We start from the raw sequence: 19,922 nt of genomic DNA, 5'->3' as shown, positions 1-19,922 counted from the left end.
TTTTCAATTTTCAATTAACTGACTTATCGGGCTGTCATCCCGCAGCAAATAGCGGATTTCCTTGTAAGGGAGATGGACGTTCGTGACGCCTACCACGTATGCCGCTATCTCATATTCGTTGAAAGAATAGGTGATGCCCGTCTCGTCTACGAGGAAGTTCCCGTTCGGGAAGATCTCGTCCACGCTAAAGAAACCGATATTTTCCAGTTCCTTGGCGTCGGATACGTTGTTTTGCTTGGCGATCTGATCTACCAATATTCGCGCCAGATTGTCTTGATAGTTGTCCACGAATATCTCCTCCTCGGTGATCGGCTTACCGGTCTTGAGGTTCACTACATGGTTATTGTAGGAATGTGCGCCATGCGCTCCGCCCGTATAGTTCTCGAAGCTTACCGTATAGCTGATGATATCGTCTTGGTTGAAGGCGATATCATCCGACGACATCTCATAGTAAGAGAACCAAGAGCCCACCGGTGTCTCGTCGGATTTCGCCACCTCAGCCTTGTAATCCTCTTCCAGATCCTTATAAGCGGCCAGATAGTCGTCGGTATATTTCCGTACCGCCTCCTCGGGGGATAATTGCTCATAATTCTCGCCGAAATAAGAGGAGACGAACTGTCTCTGTAGGTTCTTAAGAACCTCTTTATCCGAATATTTCCGGGGATAAACGAACTTGATCTCTAGATTGCAATTGGGATTATCCGGATTATCTAACAAATGGTAAGTCTTTTCCACGCTGATAGAATCAAACGTGATACTGTTTTCGGAAGCCTTCTTCGTTCCGGTATCGCAACCCGTGGCTAAGATACCTATCAAAAGAAGCGCCAGCATGCTTTCGCGTAAATGCGTTCTCATCGGACTACAGATTTAATTTATTTGTACGCGAATGTACGTTATTAAATTGTATAATCAAATTGCACGATGAAGTTTAATAAGAGGACAATCTTTCCTCGGTGGTTTTCGGGTTGAGTTGTCTATTTGTCCGATACTTTCCGGGTGTTCTCTTGCGTGAGAAGAATAGTTCCCATTTTATATCACCTAGGGGCGTACCCAGCCTTATGAGAATACAAATGTTATTTTCATGCTTTCATCTAGATGAAAGCAAACTGTATAGGTTATCATATTTGGAAAATAAGAGCTTTCTGCCACTATAGACATCACATCCATAGGCTTTAGATCAAAAACAGTCTTTCCTAAATAATCTGTATATAAAACAGAATCTGGCTTAATGACTGTATTATACCTTTTATACTTTAATATTCCATTTCCTTCATAAGATGCAAGGCCACCAAACTCTGTCGTTATATTAATGTCATAATACAAATACACTTTTGCGCCTGCATCAGGTTTTCTTGAGCTTGTACTTTCTTGGTCATAATAAACCTCTATTTCGGCTTGAGGATCTTCTGGTTTTTCCCCTTCATCGATAATGTCATTTTCACTACAACCAATAAAAATGACCATGAAAAATATGAATAAAGAAGTTCTCATGTTTCTGAATCAGTTTTAATTAGTTAACAACTAAAATAGGATTGCCCTAAATGTACAATTAGTTTTTATCATACCATTATAGTTTGAAGGAAATTATGGATAATGATGATAAAATTTAACTATAGCCTATTGGCACAAGTCTACCATCAATAGGATGTGAACGCATTAAAAAGGTTAAACAATAGTGAGCTACCTATATTCTCACGAACGAGATAGCTCTTTTCTTTATTTAACTAAATAACCAAGCTTTTCCTCCGAAAAGCCATGTTGTTAAATTCGATTAATTATAGGCCAAATGTATAATTATTGGAGAAATAGAGTTTTTATGGGCAGACACAAAAAAAAGCGTGAAGCTGCCGTTATATTGTTATAGGCTTGTCAGGTATCCCCATACCTTTGTCAACTATAACAAACGACAGCTCACGCCATTATTGTATATTTGAGATAATACAACAGCGTGAGCATGAAGTTTGTTATTCTAGTTGACTTTGCTTTTAGGGATGTTTGACAATGCCTAGAATAACACTCGATGCTCTAATACATAATATGTCGCCATGTTTTTCAGCTAACGCTATAGCCACATGACGATGCAAATATAACTATATATTTTGTAAATCAATGTTTTTATTGGCGAATTATTAACAGATATGCAAGTGCATACTACTCGTTCTTATGCTTTCTCTTTAGCTATCAGCCCATCGAAATACCTCCGCAGCAACCATGCCATGGCTTGCTGTCGCACCATCGTCAGCCGATAGTCCTCGCTGATGGGCAGGTGACCCGGTGGTCTCCAATGGGCGAAGAGGCTCATGGCGTGGCGTTTCTCCTCGGGGGTATCGTGTATCAATCCCCGCTCTTGCAAGGACTGGTAGACACGGGCGGGATAAAGGCGTTCCAGCGGGTAACCGGCCTTGTATTGCTGGAATACCTTGCGGAGAAAGGCAAGCTCACGCTCTTCCTTGTAAGCCGTGATATAATAGCCATTGGCATAGATGTCACAAAGCAGGGCAATATATAATAGAAAAGTGTCAGATCCGTATTTGCGCTTTATTTGACGGATTTTACGGTTGCTTAGTAAATCCGTGTCGAGCGGGACATAATCCGGCTCCTTTTTAATAGGTCGTGCCATTACTTCTCCTTTTCCGGGTATCCTTGAATAAGAAGAATTTTACAATAAGCAGAAAATCAGGTCGTGTTTTCAAGGGGTTGAAAATCAGAGTCGTAAAAACATCGTAATGTTTGCGTCGAAACACGTACATGTTTTTCCGAAAAGTCGTACGTGTTTTGGGAAATTCACGTACGTGTTTTTCCGGAAATGATATTGATGTAAAATAGGAACATTAAAAAATACAATAACCTTATCTTGTGAGATTCTGTCACAAGAGATATTCCGGGCATTTTATGGTTAGATCGATTTGGGTACGGTTCTCCTATTGGTATTCGAAGACGATGTGGATTTTGGATATTTTCTACTATCTTTGTCACTTGAAAGTGTATTATCAATTCAAAATGTAAATAATATCATGAGAAAATTATTGTTAGCCTTTTGTGCGTTCGCAACGATTTGTAGCGCCGGGGCGCAGTGGAAGCCCGCCGGAGACAAGATCAAGACGGACTGGGCTGAGAAAGTAGATCCCCGGAATGTATTGCCAGAATATCCACGCCCCGGGATGGAACGTGCGGATTGGCAGAATTTGAACGGCGAGTGGGAATACGCTATCCTTCCGAAAGGACAGGTGGAGCCGACGAGTTTCGATGGGAATATCTTGGTGCCGTTCGCCGTGGAATCCTCCTTGTCCGGCGTGCAAAAAGAAGTGGGGGAGAAGAATGAGTTGTGGTATAAACGAACCTTTACGGTGCCCTCCTCATGGAAAGGAAAAGATATCTTGTTGAACTTCGGCGCCGTGGATTGGAAAGCGGACGTGTTCGTGAATGATATCCTGATCGGTTCCCACACGGGAGGCTTTACCCCGTTTTCCTTGAATATCACTCCCTATCTGAATGGCAAAAGTACGCATAAGCTGGTGGTGCGTGTATGGGACCCGAGCGATAAAGGCTACCAACCCCGTGGAAAGCAAGTGGCCAACCCGGAGGGAATCTGGTATACGCCGGTCACCGGAATCTGGCAGACCGTATGGCTGGAGCCGGTCGCTTCCTCGCATATCACCTCTATCAAGGCGATCCCGAATATCGATAATGGCGTGATGAGCGTGACGGTCGGGGCTTGTTCCGACTCCCCGGTGTCGGACATCGTGGAGGTCAGCTTGCTCGATAAGGGGCAGGTGGTTGCTACCGCCAAGGGCGTACAAGGGACAGAATTACGCTTGGCCGTGCAAAATCCTACGTTGTGGGAACCTTCCAATCCTTATTTATATGATATGAAGGTGAGCTTGTCGAAGAATGGCAAGAAGGTGGACGAGGTGAAATCGTACACCGCCTTCCGTAAGATATCCGCCGAGCGTGACGCCAACGGCATCATGCGTATGCGCTTGAACAACAAGAACCTGTTCCAATACGGCCCGCTGGATCAAGGCTGGTGGCCCGACGGGCTTTACACGGCTCCCACGGACGAGGCGTTGCTGTATGATATCGTGAAGACGAAAGCGTGGGGCTTCAACATGATCCGCAAGCACGTGAAGGTAGAGCCGGCCCGCTGGTACTATCATTGCGATAAGGAAGGTATGCTGGTTTGGCAGGATATGCCTAGCGGCGACATGGGTAACCAATGGGCGCCTCATACGTATAACGGTGGAACCGACAAGGAGCGTACCGAGGAGTCTATCCGTAATTATTACAAGGAGTGGAAGGAGATCATGGACCTGTGCGTCTCGAATCCTAGCGTAGTAGTATGGGTGCCCTTCAACGAGGCTTGGGGCCAGTTCGATACCGAGAAGGCTGCCGAGTGGACAAAAACATACGATCCTTCCCGTCTGGTGAATCCGGCCAGTGGCGGTAATTTCCGTGCGTGCGGCGATATCTTGGATTTGCATAATTACCCGGGCCCGGCGATGTACCTGTTCGATCCGGTGCGTGTAAACGTATTGGGCGAGTATGGTGGTATCGGCTTGGCCGTGGAGAACCATTTGTGGTGGAATAAACGCAACTGGGGCTATGTACAGTTTAAGAATAGCGATGAGGTGACCGCCGAGTACGTGAAGTACGCCAAGGAGTTGAAGGCGATGGTCCCGAAGGGTTTCTCCGCCGCTGTCTACACGCAAACCACGGACGTGGAAGGCGAGGTGAACGGCCTTATGACCTACGACCGTAAAGTGATCAAGATCAACGAGGCCGAGGTGCGCAAGGCGAACCAAGAGGTGATCAAGGCCTTGTCTGAGTAGAAGGCTTAGAAAAAATAGTTATTTGACTCGATGATAGATCCGGTCCGGGCAAAGAGAGATTCTTTCCCGGATCGGATTGTTTTAGCGAAATGAATATGATTCGGAATGTGAGTTTGCGAGACGCCAAGGCGATCGTGGATATATACAATGAATATGTCGTGAATAGCGTGGCTACGTTTGAGACGGAACCTTTGCGGGTGGAGGAGATGGAGGGTCGCATAGCCGGGATCTCGGCGAGCTATCCTTATCTGGTGTACGTGGATCAGGATGAGGTCGTGGGATATTGCTATGCCCATACGTGGAAAGAAAAGGCAGCTTATAAATATACGCTTGAGACCACCGTTTATTTATCCCCGAGATACAAGGGCAAGGGGATCGGCCGGCAGCTTATGGAAAGGCTGATCGAGGAATGTCGGGCAGGCGGCTACCACGCCCTGATCGCCTGCATCACTGAGGGGAATGAGGCCAGCTACTCGCTGCATGAGAAGCTGGGGTTCAGAAAAGTATCCCACTTCGAGAAAGTAGGGCTGAAATTCGGGCGGTGGCTGGACGTGGTAGATTATGAATTGATAATTAAGCCTAACGAGAGGTAACTTTCGAATCTCAATTTTCAATTCTCAATTAATATACCTATCTTCGCGATAAACAAAATGTAAAGAATGAAATACAATACAGAAGGAAAAAGATTGACTTTGCCCGAATACGGACGCAATATCCAAAATATGGTGGACTATTGCGTGACTATCCAAGACAGGGAAGAGCGTAAGCGTTGCGCCAACACGATTATCAACATCATGGGAAACATGTTCCCGCACTTGCGTGACGTAAACGACTTTAAGCATATCCTTTGGGATCATCTGGCGATCATGGCCGATTTTAAGCTCGATATAGACTATCCGTACGAGATCATCAAGAAGGAGAACCTGTATAGCCGTCCGCCTCGTATCCCGTACAACAATAACCGTATACGCTACCGCCATTACGGAAAGACCTTGGAGCTGATGATCCGCAAGGCCACGGAGCTGCAACCCGGCATGGAGAAAGACCAGCTCGTGCGACTGCTGGCCAACCAGATGAAGAAATCGTTCCTTACTTGGAACAAGGAAAGCGTGGACGACCGTAAGATCTTCAAGGATCTGGACGAACTCTCCGGCAGCAAGATCGTATTGAGCGAGGAGGAACATAAACTGGCCGAGAGCCGTGATATATTGGCCCGTAATAACAGTGGCGCCCACAAAAGAAACTTTACGCGTAAAGGCAGATGAGCTCGTTCGTTATAGAAGGTGGTTATCGCTTGTCCGGCGAGATCGTCCCGCAAGGCGCCAAGAATGAGGCGCTGGAGGTGATCTGTGCGACATTGCTAACACCGGAGAAGGTGACCATACACAATGTGCCCGATATCTTGGACGTGAATAACTTAATCCAGCTCCTTAGGGATATGAGGGTCAAGGTGGAGCATCCGTCCGCCGATACCTATACCTTTCAGGCGGACGACGTGGACATGGAGTATTTACGTACCGAGGAGTTCCTGCGCAAGAGTGGTAGCCTGCGGGGTTCCGTGATGATCGTAGGCCCGTTGGTAGCCCGCTTCGGCAGGGCGCTGATCCCGAAACCGGGTGGCGACAAGATCGGGCGACGCCGGCTGGATACGCACTTCGTGGGAATCCAGAAGCTGGGCGCTTGCTTTAGCTACGACGCCGAGCGGCAAGTATACGAGATAGAGGCACGCCAGTTGAAAGGCGCTTATATGCTGCTCGACGAGGCTTCCGTGACCGGAACGGCGAATATCTTGATGGCTGCCGTGCTGGCCGAGGGGGTGACGACGATCTATAACGCCGCCTGCGAGCCTTACCTGCAACAACTTTCCACGATGCTGAACCGCATGGGAGCGAGAATCTCAGGTGTCGGTTCTAACCTATTGACAATAGAAGGTGTACGGTCGCTTTCCGGCACGGAGCATACCATCCTCCCCGATATGATCGAGGTGGGTAGCTTTATCGGTATGGCCGCTATGACCGGATCGGAGATCACCATCAAGAATACAGGATATGATAAGCTGGGGATCATCCCGGACGCTTTTCGCCGCTTGGGTATTACCGTGGAGCAGCGAGGCGATGATATTTATATCCCCCGGCATGATTCCTACGAGATCGATACGTTTATCGATGGTTCTATCATGACCATCGCCGACGCTCCTTGGCCGGGGCTTACACCGGACTTGCTGAGCGTATTTCTCGTAGTGGCTACGCAATCCGTGGGAAGCGTGCTGATCCACCAGAAAATGTTTGAGAGCCGCTTGTTCTTTGTGGACAAGCTAATCGATATGGGAGCCCAGATCATCCTTTGCGACCCGCACCGGGCTACGGTGATCGGGCTGGGCAACCGCTTCAAGTTACGGGGCTCTACGATGGTATCCCCGGATATCCGTGCGGGTATCGCCTTGCTGATCGCCGCCATGAGCGCCGAGGGCACCAGCACGATCCATAATATAGACCAGATCGACCGGGGATATCAAGGGATCGATAAGCGATTGAACCGGATCGGGGCACGTATCACGAGGATTTAAAGATTTTAGGCGATGATTAGAGAAGAAGAGGTTTTCAAGATCGGGCAGTTTGCCAAGCCCCATGGCATCAAGGGGGAGTTGTCGTTGGTGACGAATAGCGATGTGCTGGAAGATGCCGAGGACCCGTACATTGTTTGCGAGATGGATGGTATCTTGGTACCGTTCTTCGTGGAGGATTTCCGCTATAAGACCGATACGGTGGTCTTGGTGAAACTGGAGGACGTGAATTCCGAGGAGGATGCTCGTATGTTTGTGGGCAAGGAGGTGTTTTATCCTTTGGACGCCGTGGACGAGGAGGATCTCGTGGGGGATATGACGTGGGACAGTTTTATCGGTTATACCGTGACGGACGTACAGAAAGGCTATTTAGGAGAGATAACAGACGTGGATGAGACGACAATCAACGTCCTTCTGCGTGTCGATCATAAAGGCGAGGAGCTGTTGATCCCAGCCGTGGAGGAGTTGATCACCGAGGCCGACCATGAGGCCCGTAGCCTCACTGTGTCTTTGCCGGAGGGACTGATTGATTTATAATTGAGAATTTATAATTGAAGATTAGGGGTTGAAAAAGAAGAATACGAAATCGTTTTGGCACCGGATCCGGTTTAAATATAAACTTTCCTTCATCAATGAGGGGACGTTGGAGGAGGTGTGGTCTTTCCGGCTTTCGCAGTTATCGGCGTTTGTCACTTTGGCGGTGTTCGCCTTTTTCTTGATCGCCGTTACCGCTTTTATCATCATCAAGACACCGATTCGCAACTACTTGCCGGGTTATCTCGACGTGGAGGTTCGCAAGGAGATTATGCAGAATGCCTTGCGGGCGGATTCGTTGGAGCGTATGATCGAGATCCAGTCCCTTTATCTGGATAACGTGGCCGGAATCATTTCCGGTACGATGCCCTTGGACTCGATCCGCCAGATAGATTCTTTGGCTAGCAACGATATTAACTATGAGATTCCTCGTAGCAAGGAAGAGACTCGCTTCGTGAAAGATTACGAGGAAGAGGAGAAATATAATTTATCGGTATTGACCGACCCGGGCAAGGTCCCGACCGAGGGGGTCTTTTTCTATAAGCCCGTGAATGGCGTGGTCACCTCTCATTATGAGACGGATGTCCATCATTATGGCGTGGATCTGGCCGCGGCCCCGAAGGAGAGTGTCTTGGCTACGTTGGATGGTACGGTGATCTATACCGGTTTCGATCCGAACCACGGAAACGTAATTCAATTACAACATAAGAACGGATTCATCTCGGTTTATAAGCACAACGAATTGTTGCTAAAAGAGGTGGGAGACCATGTGGTAGCCGGTGAGGCGATCGCTTTGGTCGGGAATACGGGAGAGTTGTCTACCGGGCCGCACCTGCATTTCGAGTTGTGGTATAAGGGCAATCCTGTGAATCCGGAAGAATATATAGCTTTTTGATATTCCATGAAAAAAAGACAGTTAGCGATATTAGGCTCGACCGGTTCCATCGGAACCCAAGCCTTGGAGGTAGTGAGCGAGCATTCCGATCTTTTCGAGGTGTATGCCTTGACCGCGAATAACCAAGTGGACTTATTGATCAATCAGGCCCGGAAATATATGCCGGAGGTGGTGGTGATCGCCAACGAGCGGAAATATCCCGAGCTGAAAGAGGCCTTGGAGGACTTGCCGATCAAGGTATGGGCGGGTGCCGACGCTATCGCCCAGATGGTGCAGTCGGAGCCGATCGATATGGTGCTGACGGCGATGGTGGGTTATTCCGGCTTGCGACCGACGATCTCGGCGATCAAGGCGGGAAAGGCGATCGCCTTGGCGAATAAGGAAACTTTGGTCGTGGCCGGCGAGCTGATCATGAAGCTGGCCGCCGAGCATAAGGTGCCTATCTTGCCGGTGGACTCGGAACATTCGGCCATTTTTCAATGTTTAACAGGTGCGTACGATAATTCGATCGAGAAGATCTTGCTGACGGCTTCCGGCGGTCCGTTCCGGCGGAAGACGCTGGAGGAGCTGGCTACCGTGACGAAGGCGCAGGCCTTGAGGCATCCGAACTGGACGATGGGGGCGAAGATCACGATAGACTCGGCCTCGATGATGAACAAGGGCTTCGAGATGATCGAGGCGAAATGGTTGTTCGATGTCACGCCGGATCAGGTACAGGTGGTGGTGCACCCACAGTCGGTGATCCACTCGATGGTGCAGTTTGAGGATGGCGCCGTGATCGCCCAGCTGGGAATTCCCGACATGAAATTGCCGATCGCCTACGCTTTCTCGTTTCCGACACGTATGAGGAGCATGGCGCCCCGTCTGGATTTTAACCAATATTCGACTTTGACGTTCGAGGAGCCGGATATGGAACGTTTCCGCAACTTGGCTTTCGCTTTCGAGGCGGCCCGCCAAGGAGGGAATATGCCCTGTATCTTGAATGCCGCCAATGAGGTGGTGGTAGCTGCCTTCCTGCAAGATCGTATCGGCTTCTTGCAAATGAGCGACGTGATCGAGCGGACTATGCGGAAAGCCTCGTTTATCGTCAATCCCTCGTATGAGGATTACGTGGCTACCGACACCGAGGCTAGGCGGTTGGCGGCCGAGTTATTTTGAAATAATTTAAAACAGAACAAACAATAGTAGATGGAAACTTTTTTGATTAAGGCGTTACAGCTCATCTTGAGCTTATCGATACTGGTGATTGTCCACGAGTTCGGGCATTTTATCTTTGCCCGGATTTTCAAGGTGCGGGTAGAGAAGTTCTACCTCTTCTTCGATCCGTGGTTCTCGCTATTCAAGTACAAGCCGAAAAACAGTGACACGGAATACGGTGTAGGCTGGCTTCCGTTGGGAGGATATTGTAAGATCTCCGGTATGATCGACGAGAGTATGGACAAGGAGGCGATGGCCCAGCCGCCCAAGCCTTACGAGTTCCGCTCCAAGCCGGCCGGACAGCGTTTGATGATTATGGTAGCGGGCGTGGTGTTCAACTTCTTGCTGGCTTTGTTTATTTATTCCATGATCTTGTTTACGTGGGGCGATACGTACTTGCCCTTGAAGAACATGAAGATGGGTATGAATTATAGCGAGACGTTCCAGAACGTCGGTTTTCAGGACGGTGATATCTTGCTGAGAGCGGACAATGAGGAGTTGGAGCGTTTCGGTAGCGACAGTTTCCGCAAGGTGGTGGAGGCAAAGACCGTGACGGTGCTCCGTGACGGGCGGGAGACCGTGATCTCCATACCGGAGGATATGATGCAACGTTGCATGCGTGACGGAAAAGGCTTCGCCGATCCTTTGCGTATCCCGATGGTTGTTCGTGAGCTTCCCGACAAGAATGCCCCGGCGGCTCTTGCCGGCATGCAGCCGAAGGATAGCGTGGTGGCTATTAACGGTGTGGCTACCCCGACGTTTTATGATGCCTCTGGGTTATTGTCAGAGAATAAGGGTGAAGAGGTGACAGTAGATTTCTACCGGAACGGCCAGTTGGAGTCCTTGACCATGAGGACGGACTCGGCCGGGAAAATTGGCGTAGCGGTGATGTTGCCTACGGATCTCTATCAGACCGTGACCCGCAAATACGGTTTCTTCGAGTCGTTCCCCGCCGGTATTAAATTAGGTATTAATACCTTGAAGGGATATGTGAACGACATGAAATATGTGTTTACGAAGGAAGGTGCCTCCAGTTTGGGCGGTTTCGGTACGATCGGCGGATTGTTCCCGTCTGTCTGGGATTGGCGGATTTTCTGGGAACGTACGGCTTTCCTATCTATCATCTTGGCGTTCATGAATATCTTGCCGATTCCGGCCTTGGATGGCGGACACGTGATGTTCTTGATCTATGAGGTAGTGGCCCGTCGCAAACCGAGCGATAAATTCCTAGAGTATGCCCAAATGGCAGGTATGTTTATCCTGTTCGCTTTATTGATCTATGCGAATGGAAATGACATCTTCCGCTTCTTCTTCAAGTAACGTACGTCTCTACAACTAGATACAAAAAACCTCCCGGATCACTTTTCTATGTGATCCGGGAGGTTTTTTTGTATGAATAAAGTCCTCTTTCTTATTTCAGGATGTCGTTGATAGAAGCGAGGATCTTCTTGGAGTTCTCGTCTTTCGGGTCGAGTTCGACAGCCTTTGTCAAATATTCTTTCGCTTGCTTGAAGTCTTTGTCGGCTTTCGCTTTCTCGGCGTTGTATTTATCCGGCTCGGAAGTAGCGATCGGGGTAGCGGCCTGTAATATCTTCGCTCCGTTGCCATACAGCATGGCGCCAAGGCTGTAGTAAGCGTTGCTCTGGTAATCCTTGTTCGATACGGCTAGGACCTCTTTGTACATTTTCTCGGCACCGGCCAGATCTCCCTTCTTTTGGGCGGCTTGTCCTTGTTTGATGCAGTAACCGTAAAGCAACTTTTCCAGATTGGTCTTATTCTTGTTTCCATCGGGAATCACTTTTAATCCCTCTTTTACCGTAGTCAGGAATTCTTCAGTCTTGTTTAAGTTACGGTAAGCCATAGCCTCGCCTACATAAGAGTCGTCTACGTTGTAGTTCATCTTAACGGCCATGTCGAAGTATTTGGCGGCCTCGGCGTAGTTCTTCGCTTGATTAGCGGCGTATCCGCAATTGAAGATACGGGCGGTGTCTTGGTAATTGTTTTGTTTCAAGTATTCGCCGTATTTTGTTACGACGGTAGCGTAATCTTTTGCTTTCAAAGCAGCGTCACCTTCATCTCTTAATTTGTCAGCGTCTTGTGCGAATAGGTTTCCGACACATAGGCATAAAGCCACTAATAAAACAATTTTCTTCATGGTAATTATTAAATTTGATTGATTTTGTGCTCTAAGTTAAGGCGTGCGGGAAAAGAAGCCAAGATATTTTACGTTTTTTAGAAAACAATAAAAATAGAAAACATAAAAAAGGGATTGCTTACGGCAATCCCTACTGATGAAAGATTCTTTGAAACTTATGCTTTGAGTGAAGGAAAAGCCTCAGCCACGGCGGGGTAGACAATCTTTCCTTCCACGATGTTTAATCCCAGTTCTAGGCCCGGATCTTCTTCGCAGGCTTTTTCCCAACCTCTGTCGGCAAGCTTGATCACGTACGGCAGGGTAGCGTTGGTCAAGGCTAACGTGGAAGTCTGCGGGACCGCTCCCGGAATGTTGGCTACGCAGTAATGGAGGATATCGTCTATCTCATAAACCGGATTGGCGTGCGTAGTCGGATGGGAGGTCTCGAAGCAACCGCCTTGATCGATGGCTACGTCTACCAATACGCTGCCCGGTTTTAATAACTTCAACATATCCCGGGTGATCAAGTGCGGGGCCTTGGCTCCGGGGATTAATACGGCGCCGATCACTAAATCGGTTGTGGGTAATTCCTGTTCGATCGTATGCGTGGAAGAGAACAATGTCTTCACGTTTTTCGGCATCGTCTCGGACAGATAGCGCAAGCGGGGAAGCGAGATGTCGGCAATCGTGACATCGGCGCCTAGCCCGGCGGCCATCAAGGCGGCGTTGTGGCCTACCACACCACCGCCTAAAACTAATACCTTACCCGGTTTCACGCCTGGCACGCCACCTAGCAATACGCCTTTGCCACCTTGCGGTTTCTCAAGGAAACGGGCGCCTTCCTGTACGGACATGCGTCCGGCCACCTCACTCATAGGAATCAAAAGGGGTAACGTATGATCTGGGTTCTCCACGGTCTCGTAAGCCAGACAGATGGAGCCGCTCTTTATCATGGCAAGGGTGAGAGCCTCGTCGGATGCGAAATGGAAGTAGGTGAAGACAAGCTGTCCTTTGCGTACCAAGGGATATTCGCTGGCGATCGGCTCTTTTACTTTTACGATCATTTCGGCAATTCCATATACATCCTCAATGGCCGGGAGTATCCGGGCCCCTGCCGCCACATAGGCGTCATCGGCGAAACCACTGTTTATACCAGCCGTGTGTTGCACATACACGGTATGACCTCTTTTCACCAACTCTTTGGCTCCGGCGGGAGTAAGAGCTACCCTGTTCTCGTTGTTCTTGATTTCTTTTGGAATTCCAATAATCATAATGGTAGCATTTAATGGGTTTATATGCCTGCAATATACAAAAAAGAGGAACAGATTGGTATTCTGTCCCTCTTTTTTTATCTTATTTCTTGTTCCTTATAAACCTTGTCCGTGGCAGTTCTTGTATTTCTTGCCACTTCCGCAAGGACATGGATCATTGCGTCCTACTCGTTTCTCGGCACGGACCGGAGCTTGCTTCGGTTGAGGTGCCTCGGCTTGGGTGTTGTTTCCGCTCAAGTCTGTTTTCTCCGTGCGGTAACGGCTCATATCCTCGTGCTTCTCCGGGGCGGCCTCTTGTACGGCGATACGTTGACGGGCTCTTTCCTCGGCGATCGCTTGGGCGGCTTGCTGGGCTACGGCCGCTTGACGGGCTTGCATGGCTTGGCGTTGCTCCTCGGTCGGCTCCTCACGTACCGGGATCTGTCCACGCATCAAGATGGCGGCTGTCTTACGGTTCATGTTGTCTACCATTGTCTTGAACAGGTTGTAAGATTCAAGTTTGTAGATCAACAAAGGATCCTTGTTCTCGTAGCTAGCGTTTTGTACGGAGTGGCGCAGCTCATCCATCTCACGTAGATGCTCTTTCCATCCCTCGTCGATCATATGCAATACGATTGATTTCTGGAAGGATTTAACGATTGCCTTACATTCCGTGTCGTAAGCCTCTTTCAGGTTGCAAGATACATTATACATGCGCTTGCCGTCCGTGATAGGGATCATGATATTCTCGTACATCGCTCCTTGATTCTCGTACACTTGCTTGATGACCGGGTGAGCGACTTGCGTCATGCGTTCCATACGACGTTTATAAGTCTTCAATGCCTCCTCGAACAATTTCTCTACGAGTTGCTCCGGTTTCATGCTCTTGAATTCGTCTTCCGTGAACGGGCTTTCCATGGCGAATGTCTTGAACAATTCCAACTTGAAGCCCTCGAAGTCCTCGGCGTGTTGATCGGCGATAGCTGTAGAAGTATCGTAAATCGTGTTCAATACGTCCAGACCGATACGCTCTCCCATCAAGGCGTGGCGACGGCGGGTGTAGATTACGTTACGTTGCGAGTTCATCACGTCGTCGTATTCCAACAGACGTTTACGGATACCGAAGTTGTTTTCCTCTACCTTCTTCTGGGCACGTTCTACGGACTTGCTCAACATATTGTGCTCCAGAACCTCGCCTTCCTTGAAACCAAGCTTATCCATCAAGCCGGCGATCTTCTCGGAAGCGAATAAACGCATCAAGTCGTCTTCCAGTGAAACGAAGAATACGGAAGAACCCGGGTCTCCCTGACGTCCGGCACGACCACGTAACTGACGGTCTACACGACGGCTCTCATGGCGTTCCGTACCGATGATAGCCAAACCGCCTGCGTCTTTCACGTCCTTGGACAGCTTGATATCGGTACCACGACCGGCCATGTTGGTAGCGATCGTAACCGTACTCTTTTGACCCGCCAAGGCCACGATCTCGGCCTCTTTCTGGTGCAACTTAGCGTTCAATACATTGTGCTGGATCTTACGCATCGTAAGCATACGGCTCAATAGCTCGGAGATCTCTACGGATGTTGTTCCCACCAATACCGGACGGCCTGCTTCCGTCAGCTGAACGATTTCCTCGATAACAGCGTTATATTTCTCACGTTTTGTCTTGTAGATACGATCGTTCATATCGTTACGGGCGATCGGTCGGTTGGTCGGGATCACTACTACGTCCAATTTGTAGATATCCCAGAACTCGCCTGCTTCCGTCTCCGCCGTACCGGTCATACCGGACAACTTATGGTACATACGGAAGTAGTTCTGCAAGGTGATCGTGGCGAATGTTTGTGTAGCGGCCTCTACCTTTACACGTTCCTTAGCCTCGATCGCTTGGTGCAGGCCATCGGAATAACGACGTCCGTCCATGATACGACCCGTCTGCTCGTCAACGATCATGACCTTGTTGTCCATAACCACATACTCATCATCCTTCTCGAATAAGGTGTAAGCTTTCAATAATTGGTTGATGGTATGTACACGCTCGCTCTTGACGGAATAGTTCGCCAATATCTCGTCCTTTTGGGCCTGTTTCTCTTCCTCGGTTCCTGTCATATTCTCCAATTGGGATAATTGGGAAGTGATATCGGGAAGTACGAAGAAGGTCGGGTCGTCCGTCTTACCGGTCAATAGGTCGATACCTTTATCCGTCAATTCGATACTGTTGTTCTTCTCGTCGATCACGAAATACAACTCATCGGTCGCCTCGTGCATATGGCGCATGTTCTCGGACATGAAATATTCTTCCGTCTTCAACATTTGGGCCTTTACGCCTTGCTCGCTTAAGAACTTGATCAACGCCTTGTTGCGGGGATATCCCTTGAAGGAGCGGTACAGAAGGATAGAGCCTTCCTCAACGACCTTCTGGTCGTCGCTAGCCATTTTCTTCTTGGCCTCGATCAATAGTTTGGAGCAAAGGTCTTTCTGCGCGTTCACGACAACCTCCACGTTCGGGCGGAATTGCTCGAATAATTGTTCCTCGCCACGAGGGATCGGTCCGGAGATGATCAGCGGCGTACGAGCGTCATCGATCAATACGGAGTCCACCTCATCGACGATGGAGTAGTTATGCTTGCGTTGTACCAAGTCTTTCGGGCTGATCGCCATATTGTCGCGCAAGTAGTCGAAACCGAACTCGTTGTTCGTACCGAACGTGATATCCGCCTCATAAGCCTTACGGCGAGCCTCGGAATTCGGCTGGTGCTTATCGATACAGTCTACGGAAAGCCCGTGGAACATATAAAGCGGTCCCATCCACTCGGAGTCACGTTTTGACAAGTAATCATTCACGGTTACCACGTGTACACCGTTACGTGTCAAGGCGTTCAAGAATACCGGAAGGGTAGCCACCAAGGTCTTACCTTCACCGGTAGCCATCTCGGCGATCTTACCTTTATGAAGAACGACGCCACCGAATAGCTGAACGTCGTAATGGATCATATCCCAAGTGATCTCGTTACCACCGGCTTTCCAGTGATTGGCGTAGATCGCCTTATCGTCCTCGATGCGGACAAAGTCGAAACGAGCGGCCAGATCCCGGTCGAATTGGTTAGCGGTAACTACCACTTCCTCATTCTCGGCGAAACGGCGGGCCGTATCTTTCATGATGGCGAATACCTCGGGCAAGGATTGCTCCAGTACTACTTCCATCTTGTCCGTGATGGCTTTCTCAATTTTATCTACCTCGGCCCAGATCGCCTCACGTTCTTCCAGTTCCTTATCCTCGATGCCTTTGCGAAGCTCTTCCACTTGCGCTTTCTCCTCGGCTACGTAGTCTTGGATACGTTGTTTGATCTCATCTGTTTTCGCACGCAACTCATCGTTCGAGAGTGCCTTGATTGACGGATATACGGCCTTTACCTTATCTACGTAAGGTGTGATTTCTTTAAGGTCACGCTGCGACTTATTGCCGAACAGCTTCGTCATAAACTCATTAAATCCCATGATTCTTATGTTAATGGATAGTTGAGCAACTATCGTCTGTTATTACTTTGTTGTTTGAATAATTAGATAATAATAAATAGAAAGAAGAGCCACAACCCTTGATAATTATCAACTTTAATAATCAATTCTCTATTATTTGGTTGTCAGCTCCCAGAGCGGCAAGCTTTGCGTAGCGTTTGGTGGCCTGATTCTTAGCACATGGGTTACCGTGGGGGCTACCTCAGTGGCCTTGACTTCGCGGTAGATATGTTGGGGTTTCAACCCGTTGCCCATAAATACCAGCGGGGTGATAACAGCATTATTGCGTATAATCTTGACTTTTTCTTTCGGATTGTCGAGGTTCACTTTCCAACCGGGTTGCAACTCGATGATCAGATCGCCCCGTCTCAGATGATGCGTACCTTGACGGAATTTGGCGGTTCCCTCGTTCCAGTCACCCGTAAGCAAGCTTCTACCCGTAGTGACGAGTTGTACGCCACTAAATTCCTGTATGAATTCGGCGGCCTTGTTCTGTAAAGTCGTCAAATCCAGCTTGGCGTCTTCTATCGCCTTGCGGTTCAAGTAGATCTGGTTGTCGTAGTATCCTTGTACCCAGCTGGTATGTTGGCCGTAAATGGCCATCAAGTACATATTAAGCAGGGCTAGACAACGTTTCGGGTGAAACTCGCCACCGTTCACCATCAAGCCGTCCGGATAAGACTCCTCGCTTTTATAATAACCGGAACCGGTGAAGACTACCAATGTATTGGCCAAGCCCACTTTCTTGTCGATCGTATCCAATAGCTTCTCGATGTCTTGATCGAGTTGGTAATACGTATCTTGAATCTCCCGGGTGTATTCCTTGCTCATCGTACCCCGGTAATTGCCTGCGTAGTACGTGATAGATAACATATCCGGGCAACTGCGTGTACCAAACCCTCCGTACTCTAGGAACTGGAGGGCCAAACGATTGATCTCCTTATTGATGAACGGCGAGGTCTTTAGGTTCGGATAGCAGTTCGCGAACTTCTCGCTGAACGTATAGCGGAAAGGTAGATCATCCAATACGTAAGGAAAGGCATCGTATTTCTCCATCGGAAGGGTAGGAGTCCATACCATGGTTTCCAAGCGTGACGCCAAGGATTCCGGGCCGTTATTATAGCGGTCTACGTACCAAGGGATTCCCTTATAATACGTCGTGGTAGCCCATTTCCCGTTGGTGTTATCCATCCAGAAAGCTCCGTTCGCCGCATGTCCGGCGGAAAGGATGGCGCTCTCGGCATCCGGGGCGATGGAATATACGTCGCTTCTTCCTTGAGAGGCGATTTTCAACTCGTCGCCGATCGTGGAACTGAATAAATTCTTGGGCGAATAATTCTCTTTCGTGTAATTACCCAGATATTCGGGATCATTTAAGATCGAGACCTCTTTCTCTTTCTCGAAATCAAACGTCTTATCTCCGGCGATACCGCTGAAGCAAGGGTTGCTTCCGGTAAAAAGAGTCGCAAACGCGCTGGCTTGGTCTATGTCAGAGAACTCGAAGCGGATATTGTTGTACACCAACCCCTCGTTCATCAAACGCTTGAAGCCCCGTTCGCCAAATGTATTATAAAAGTATTCTATATAGTCGCCCCTTAGCTGATCCACAGTAATACATACCACCAATTTGGGGGTACGCTGCTGCGCCTCAAGGTTTGTTACCACGAGGATAGCGATAAGTGACGTTATAATTTTTCTCATCCGATTCTCCATATCTTTCTGTAAACACCCCAACCCGAACGAACCCAAATCGAGGCTACAAGCGGAATAAAGGCACTGTTTAGATGTTGCGGAATGAAATGCCATCCCAGTAACATCAGCGTAAGCGCCGCAAAGTTAATAAAATGATAGTAATATGCAGCCTTCTTCAGCTTTTTTACGCAAAACAAAATAACAGCGATCAAATCGAGCGGCTGTAACCATACCAAAGACCAGTTCGGCCACGTGCAGGGATGGACGGATATGAAGCTAAGAAAGAAGAGGATGACACCTCCGGCTCCGGCTACTGAGAAAAGGACACAATCCACCCACAGGAAGTATTTTTTTTTGCGCCATTCGATCCAAGTAAGCCCTAAAACGATTCCGAACAGAAGCCAAGCGCAGACTAAAGGGGTGAATAAATCCCAGATATCTTTTTCCGGCTCGTCGGCTTCCCCGGCTCCGATCACGTGGGTCTCGCTCACCAATGGGCGGATTGTCCCGTCCGGGCCCGTGATGGTGGCTTTAGAGAACGCTTCTTTTAGATAAGGGGGGAGGAAGAGCATCTCGTGTTGGGTGGCCTCCCGGTCGGTGGGGCTGCCTAGCGCTAGGTCGCATCCGAATGTGAGCCACGGATGGTTTCGGGTACAATAATTAATAAGATCCCGGAAGGTCTGGGATTGATAGGGATACTGATAATCGACGCTCCCGTTGATCTCCTTTTCCAAGATCGCGGCAGGGCGGGTAGCGCAATTATCGAAGAAGAAGTTATAACGATATACCCTGTTCTCCGGCCTGTAATTAATAAGCAGGGCATCCCATATATGTTCTTTCTCTTCTTGGGTGAGGTTCAATACTTGTTCCGTGATATCGCTGCCCCGCATTTGGTACTCGATCACGTAGTCTTGGAAATCGGCTACTCCCAGTTTATAATCCGTCTCTCCTTTAGCGAATCGGTAGATAAAATTAGGTTTGGAGAAATCAAATATACCGTAATTGAATATATAATCTATATTTTGCTTGGGATCGTATATGCGTAGAGCGGCATGCCCGTACACGGTGAATACCTCTTCATCGTACGGTGCGCTGGTCATCAGACTGATACGGGCTTCCTCGCTCAGTTTGGGTTGCGCCATCGCCGATAGGGAAAGAATCCCCAGCAGGAATAGAAATATGCTTTTTGTCATTCTCTTCTTGATTATTTGACGCAAAGGTAGATTATTTTTCTTAAACAGTATAGATCGTTTAAGCATAACATATGGCTTTATGTCGAGAAAAGAGATAGCTTTGTTTTTATTATAAAGGG

The 19,922-nt window shown here is 48.6% G+C and carries 16 protein-coding genes; 8 read left to right on the top strand and 8 right to left on the bottom strand.

Annotation, left to right across the window (positions count from 1 at the left end; all coding sequences use genetic code 11):
• Nucleotides 1-3: 3 nt before the first annotated feature.
• From NBH07_RS13550 to NBH07_RS13540, 3 genes are all read right to left on the bottom strand, one after another.
• Nucleotides 4-855, bottom strand: a complete 852-nt coding sequence (locus NBH07_RS13550) for a DUF3298 and DUF4163 domain-containing protein (RefSeq protein WP_005855566.1) — start codon at nucleotides 853-855, stop codon at nucleotides 4-6.
• Nucleotides 856-1,056: 201 nt separating this feature from the next.
• Nucleotides 1,057-1,491 carry a hypothetical protein gene (locus NBH07_RS13545; protein WP_009017719.1) on the bottom strand — a complete coding sequence of 145 codons (435 nt, stop codon included), beginning with the start codon at nucleotides 1,489-1,491 and terminating at the stop codon, nucleotides 1,057-1,059.
• Between the two features lie 670 nt (nucleotides 1,492-2,161).
• The gene (locus tag NBH07_RS13540) at nucleotides 2,162-2,620 is read right to left on the bottom strand and encodes a Lin1244/Lin1753 domain-containing protein (protein ID WP_009017720.1); all 459 of its coding nucleotides are present in this window, start codon (nucleotides 2,618-2,620) and stop codon (nucleotides 2,162-2,164) included.
• Nucleotides 2,621-3,014: 394 nt separating this feature from the next.
• Here NBH07_RS13540 and NBH07_RS13535 point away from each other — a divergent pair, with 394 nt between their 5' ends.
• The 8 genes from NBH07_RS13535 (at nucleotide 3,015) to rseP (ending at nucleotide 11,338) form a co-directional block, all read left to right on the top strand.
• Nucleotides 3,015-4,829 (top strand): glycoside hydrolase family 2 protein, encoded by a 1,815-nt coding sequence (locus NBH07_RS13535; RefSeq protein WP_122380673.1) that lies wholly within the window; start codon nucleotides 3,015-3,017, stop codon nucleotides 4,827-4,829.
• Nucleotides 4,830-4,924: 95 nt separating this feature from the next.
• Nucleotides 4,925-5,422: a GNAT family N-acetyltransferase gene (locus tag NBH07_RS13530; protein ID WP_009276293.1), complete on the top strand. Its 498-nt coding sequence runs from the start codon at nucleotides 4,925-4,927 to the stop codon at nucleotides 5,420-5,422.
• 66 nt (nucleotides 5,423-5,488) lie between these two features.
• Entirely contained in the window at nucleotides 5,489-6,094 is a 606-nt protein-coding gene (locus NBH07_RS13525; RefSeq protein WP_008771685.1) for a DUF4290 domain-containing protein, read from the top strand.
• A complete protein-coding gene (gene murA, locus NBH07_RS13520; protein ID WP_008780928.1) occupies nucleotides 6,091-7,395 on the top strand; it encodes a UDP-N-acetylglucosamine 1-carboxyvinyltransferase in 1,305 nt (434 codons plus the stop codon). Before NBH07_RS13525 ends, murA begins: the two co-directional genes overlap by 4 nt.
• A 12-nt stretch (nucleotides 7,396-7,407) precedes the next feature.
• Complete coding sequence (rimM, locus tag NBH07_RS13515; RefSeq protein ID WP_008780929.1) at nucleotides 7,408-7,929, top strand: ribosome maturation factor RimM; 522 nt, start codon at nucleotides 7,408-7,410, stop codon at nucleotides 7,927-7,929.
• Between the two features lie 28 nt (nucleotides 7,930-7,957).
• On the top strand, nucleotides 7,958-8,821 hold the full coding sequence (locus NBH07_RS13510) for a M23 family metallopeptidase (protein ID WP_008780930.1): 864 nt from the start codon (nucleotides 7,958-7,960) through the stop codon (nucleotides 8,819-8,821).
• A gap of 6 nt (nucleotides 8,822-8,827) precedes the next feature.
• A complete protein-coding gene (locus NBH07_RS13505) occupies nucleotides 8,828-9,979 on the top strand; it encodes a 1-deoxy-D-xylulose-5-phosphate reductoisomerase (protein ID WP_009276294.1) in 1,152 nt (383 codons plus the stop codon).
• Nucleotides 9,980-10,009: 30 nt separating this feature from the next.
• Nucleotides 10,010-11,338 carry an RIP metalloprotease RseP gene (gene rseP / locus NBH07_RS13500; RefSeq protein ID WP_008780932.1) on the top strand — a complete coding sequence of 443 codons (1,329 nt, stop codon included), beginning with the start codon at nucleotides 10,010-10,012 and terminating at the stop codon, nucleotides 11,336-11,338.
• Between the two features lie 91 nt (nucleotides 11,339-11,429).
• Here rseP and NBH07_RS13495 read toward each other — a convergent pair whose 3' ends face one another.
• The 5 genes from NBH07_RS13495 to NBH07_RS13475 form a co-directional block, all read right to left on the bottom strand.
• Nucleotides 11,430-12,173, bottom strand: coding sequence for a tetratricopeptide repeat protein (locus tag NBH07_RS13495; protein WP_005855602.1), 744 nt, complete (start codon nucleotides 12,171-12,173; stop codon nucleotides 11,430-11,432).
• A gap of 155 nt (nucleotides 12,174-12,328) precedes the next feature.
• Nucleotides 12,329-13,423: an alanine dehydrogenase gene (ald, locus tag NBH07_RS13490; protein ID WP_005855604.1), complete on the bottom strand. Its 1,095-nt coding sequence runs from the start codon at nucleotides 13,421-13,423 to the stop codon at nucleotides 12,329-12,331.
• A gap of 96 nt (nucleotides 13,424-13,519) precedes the next feature.
• On the bottom strand, nucleotides 13,520-16,900 hold the full coding sequence (secA, locus tag NBH07_RS13485; protein ID WP_005855607.1) for a preprotein translocase subunit SecA: 3,381 nt from the start codon (nucleotides 16,898-16,900) through the stop codon (nucleotides 13,520-13,522).
• Nucleotides 16,901-17,032: 132 nt separating this feature from the next.
• Nucleotides 17,033-18,619: an alkaline phosphatase family protein gene (locus tag NBH07_RS13480; protein WP_005855609.1), complete on the bottom strand. Its 1,587-nt coding sequence runs from the start codon at nucleotides 18,617-18,619 to the stop codon at nucleotides 17,033-17,035.
• Nucleotides 18,616-19,803, bottom strand: a complete 1,188-nt coding sequence (locus tag NBH07_RS13475; RefSeq protein WP_005855611.1) for a lipoprotein N-acyltransferase Lnb domain-containing protein — start codon at nucleotides 19,801-19,803, stop codon at nucleotides 18,616-18,618. Before NBH07_RS13475 ends, NBH07_RS13480 begins: the two co-directional genes overlap by 4 nt.
• Between the last annotated feature and the right edge of the window lie 119 nt (nucleotides 19,804-19,922).

It is taken from the genome of Parabacteroides sp. B2-S-102, assembly GCF_023656665.1.
In the GTDB taxonomy this organism is placed as follows: Bacteria; Bacteroidota; Bacteroidia; order Bacteroidales; family Tannerellaceae; genus Parabacteroides; species Parabacteroides distasonis.
The sequence above is the reverse complement of the archived record's forward strand: the minus strand, read 5'-3'. Positions and strand labels throughout refer to the sequence as shown.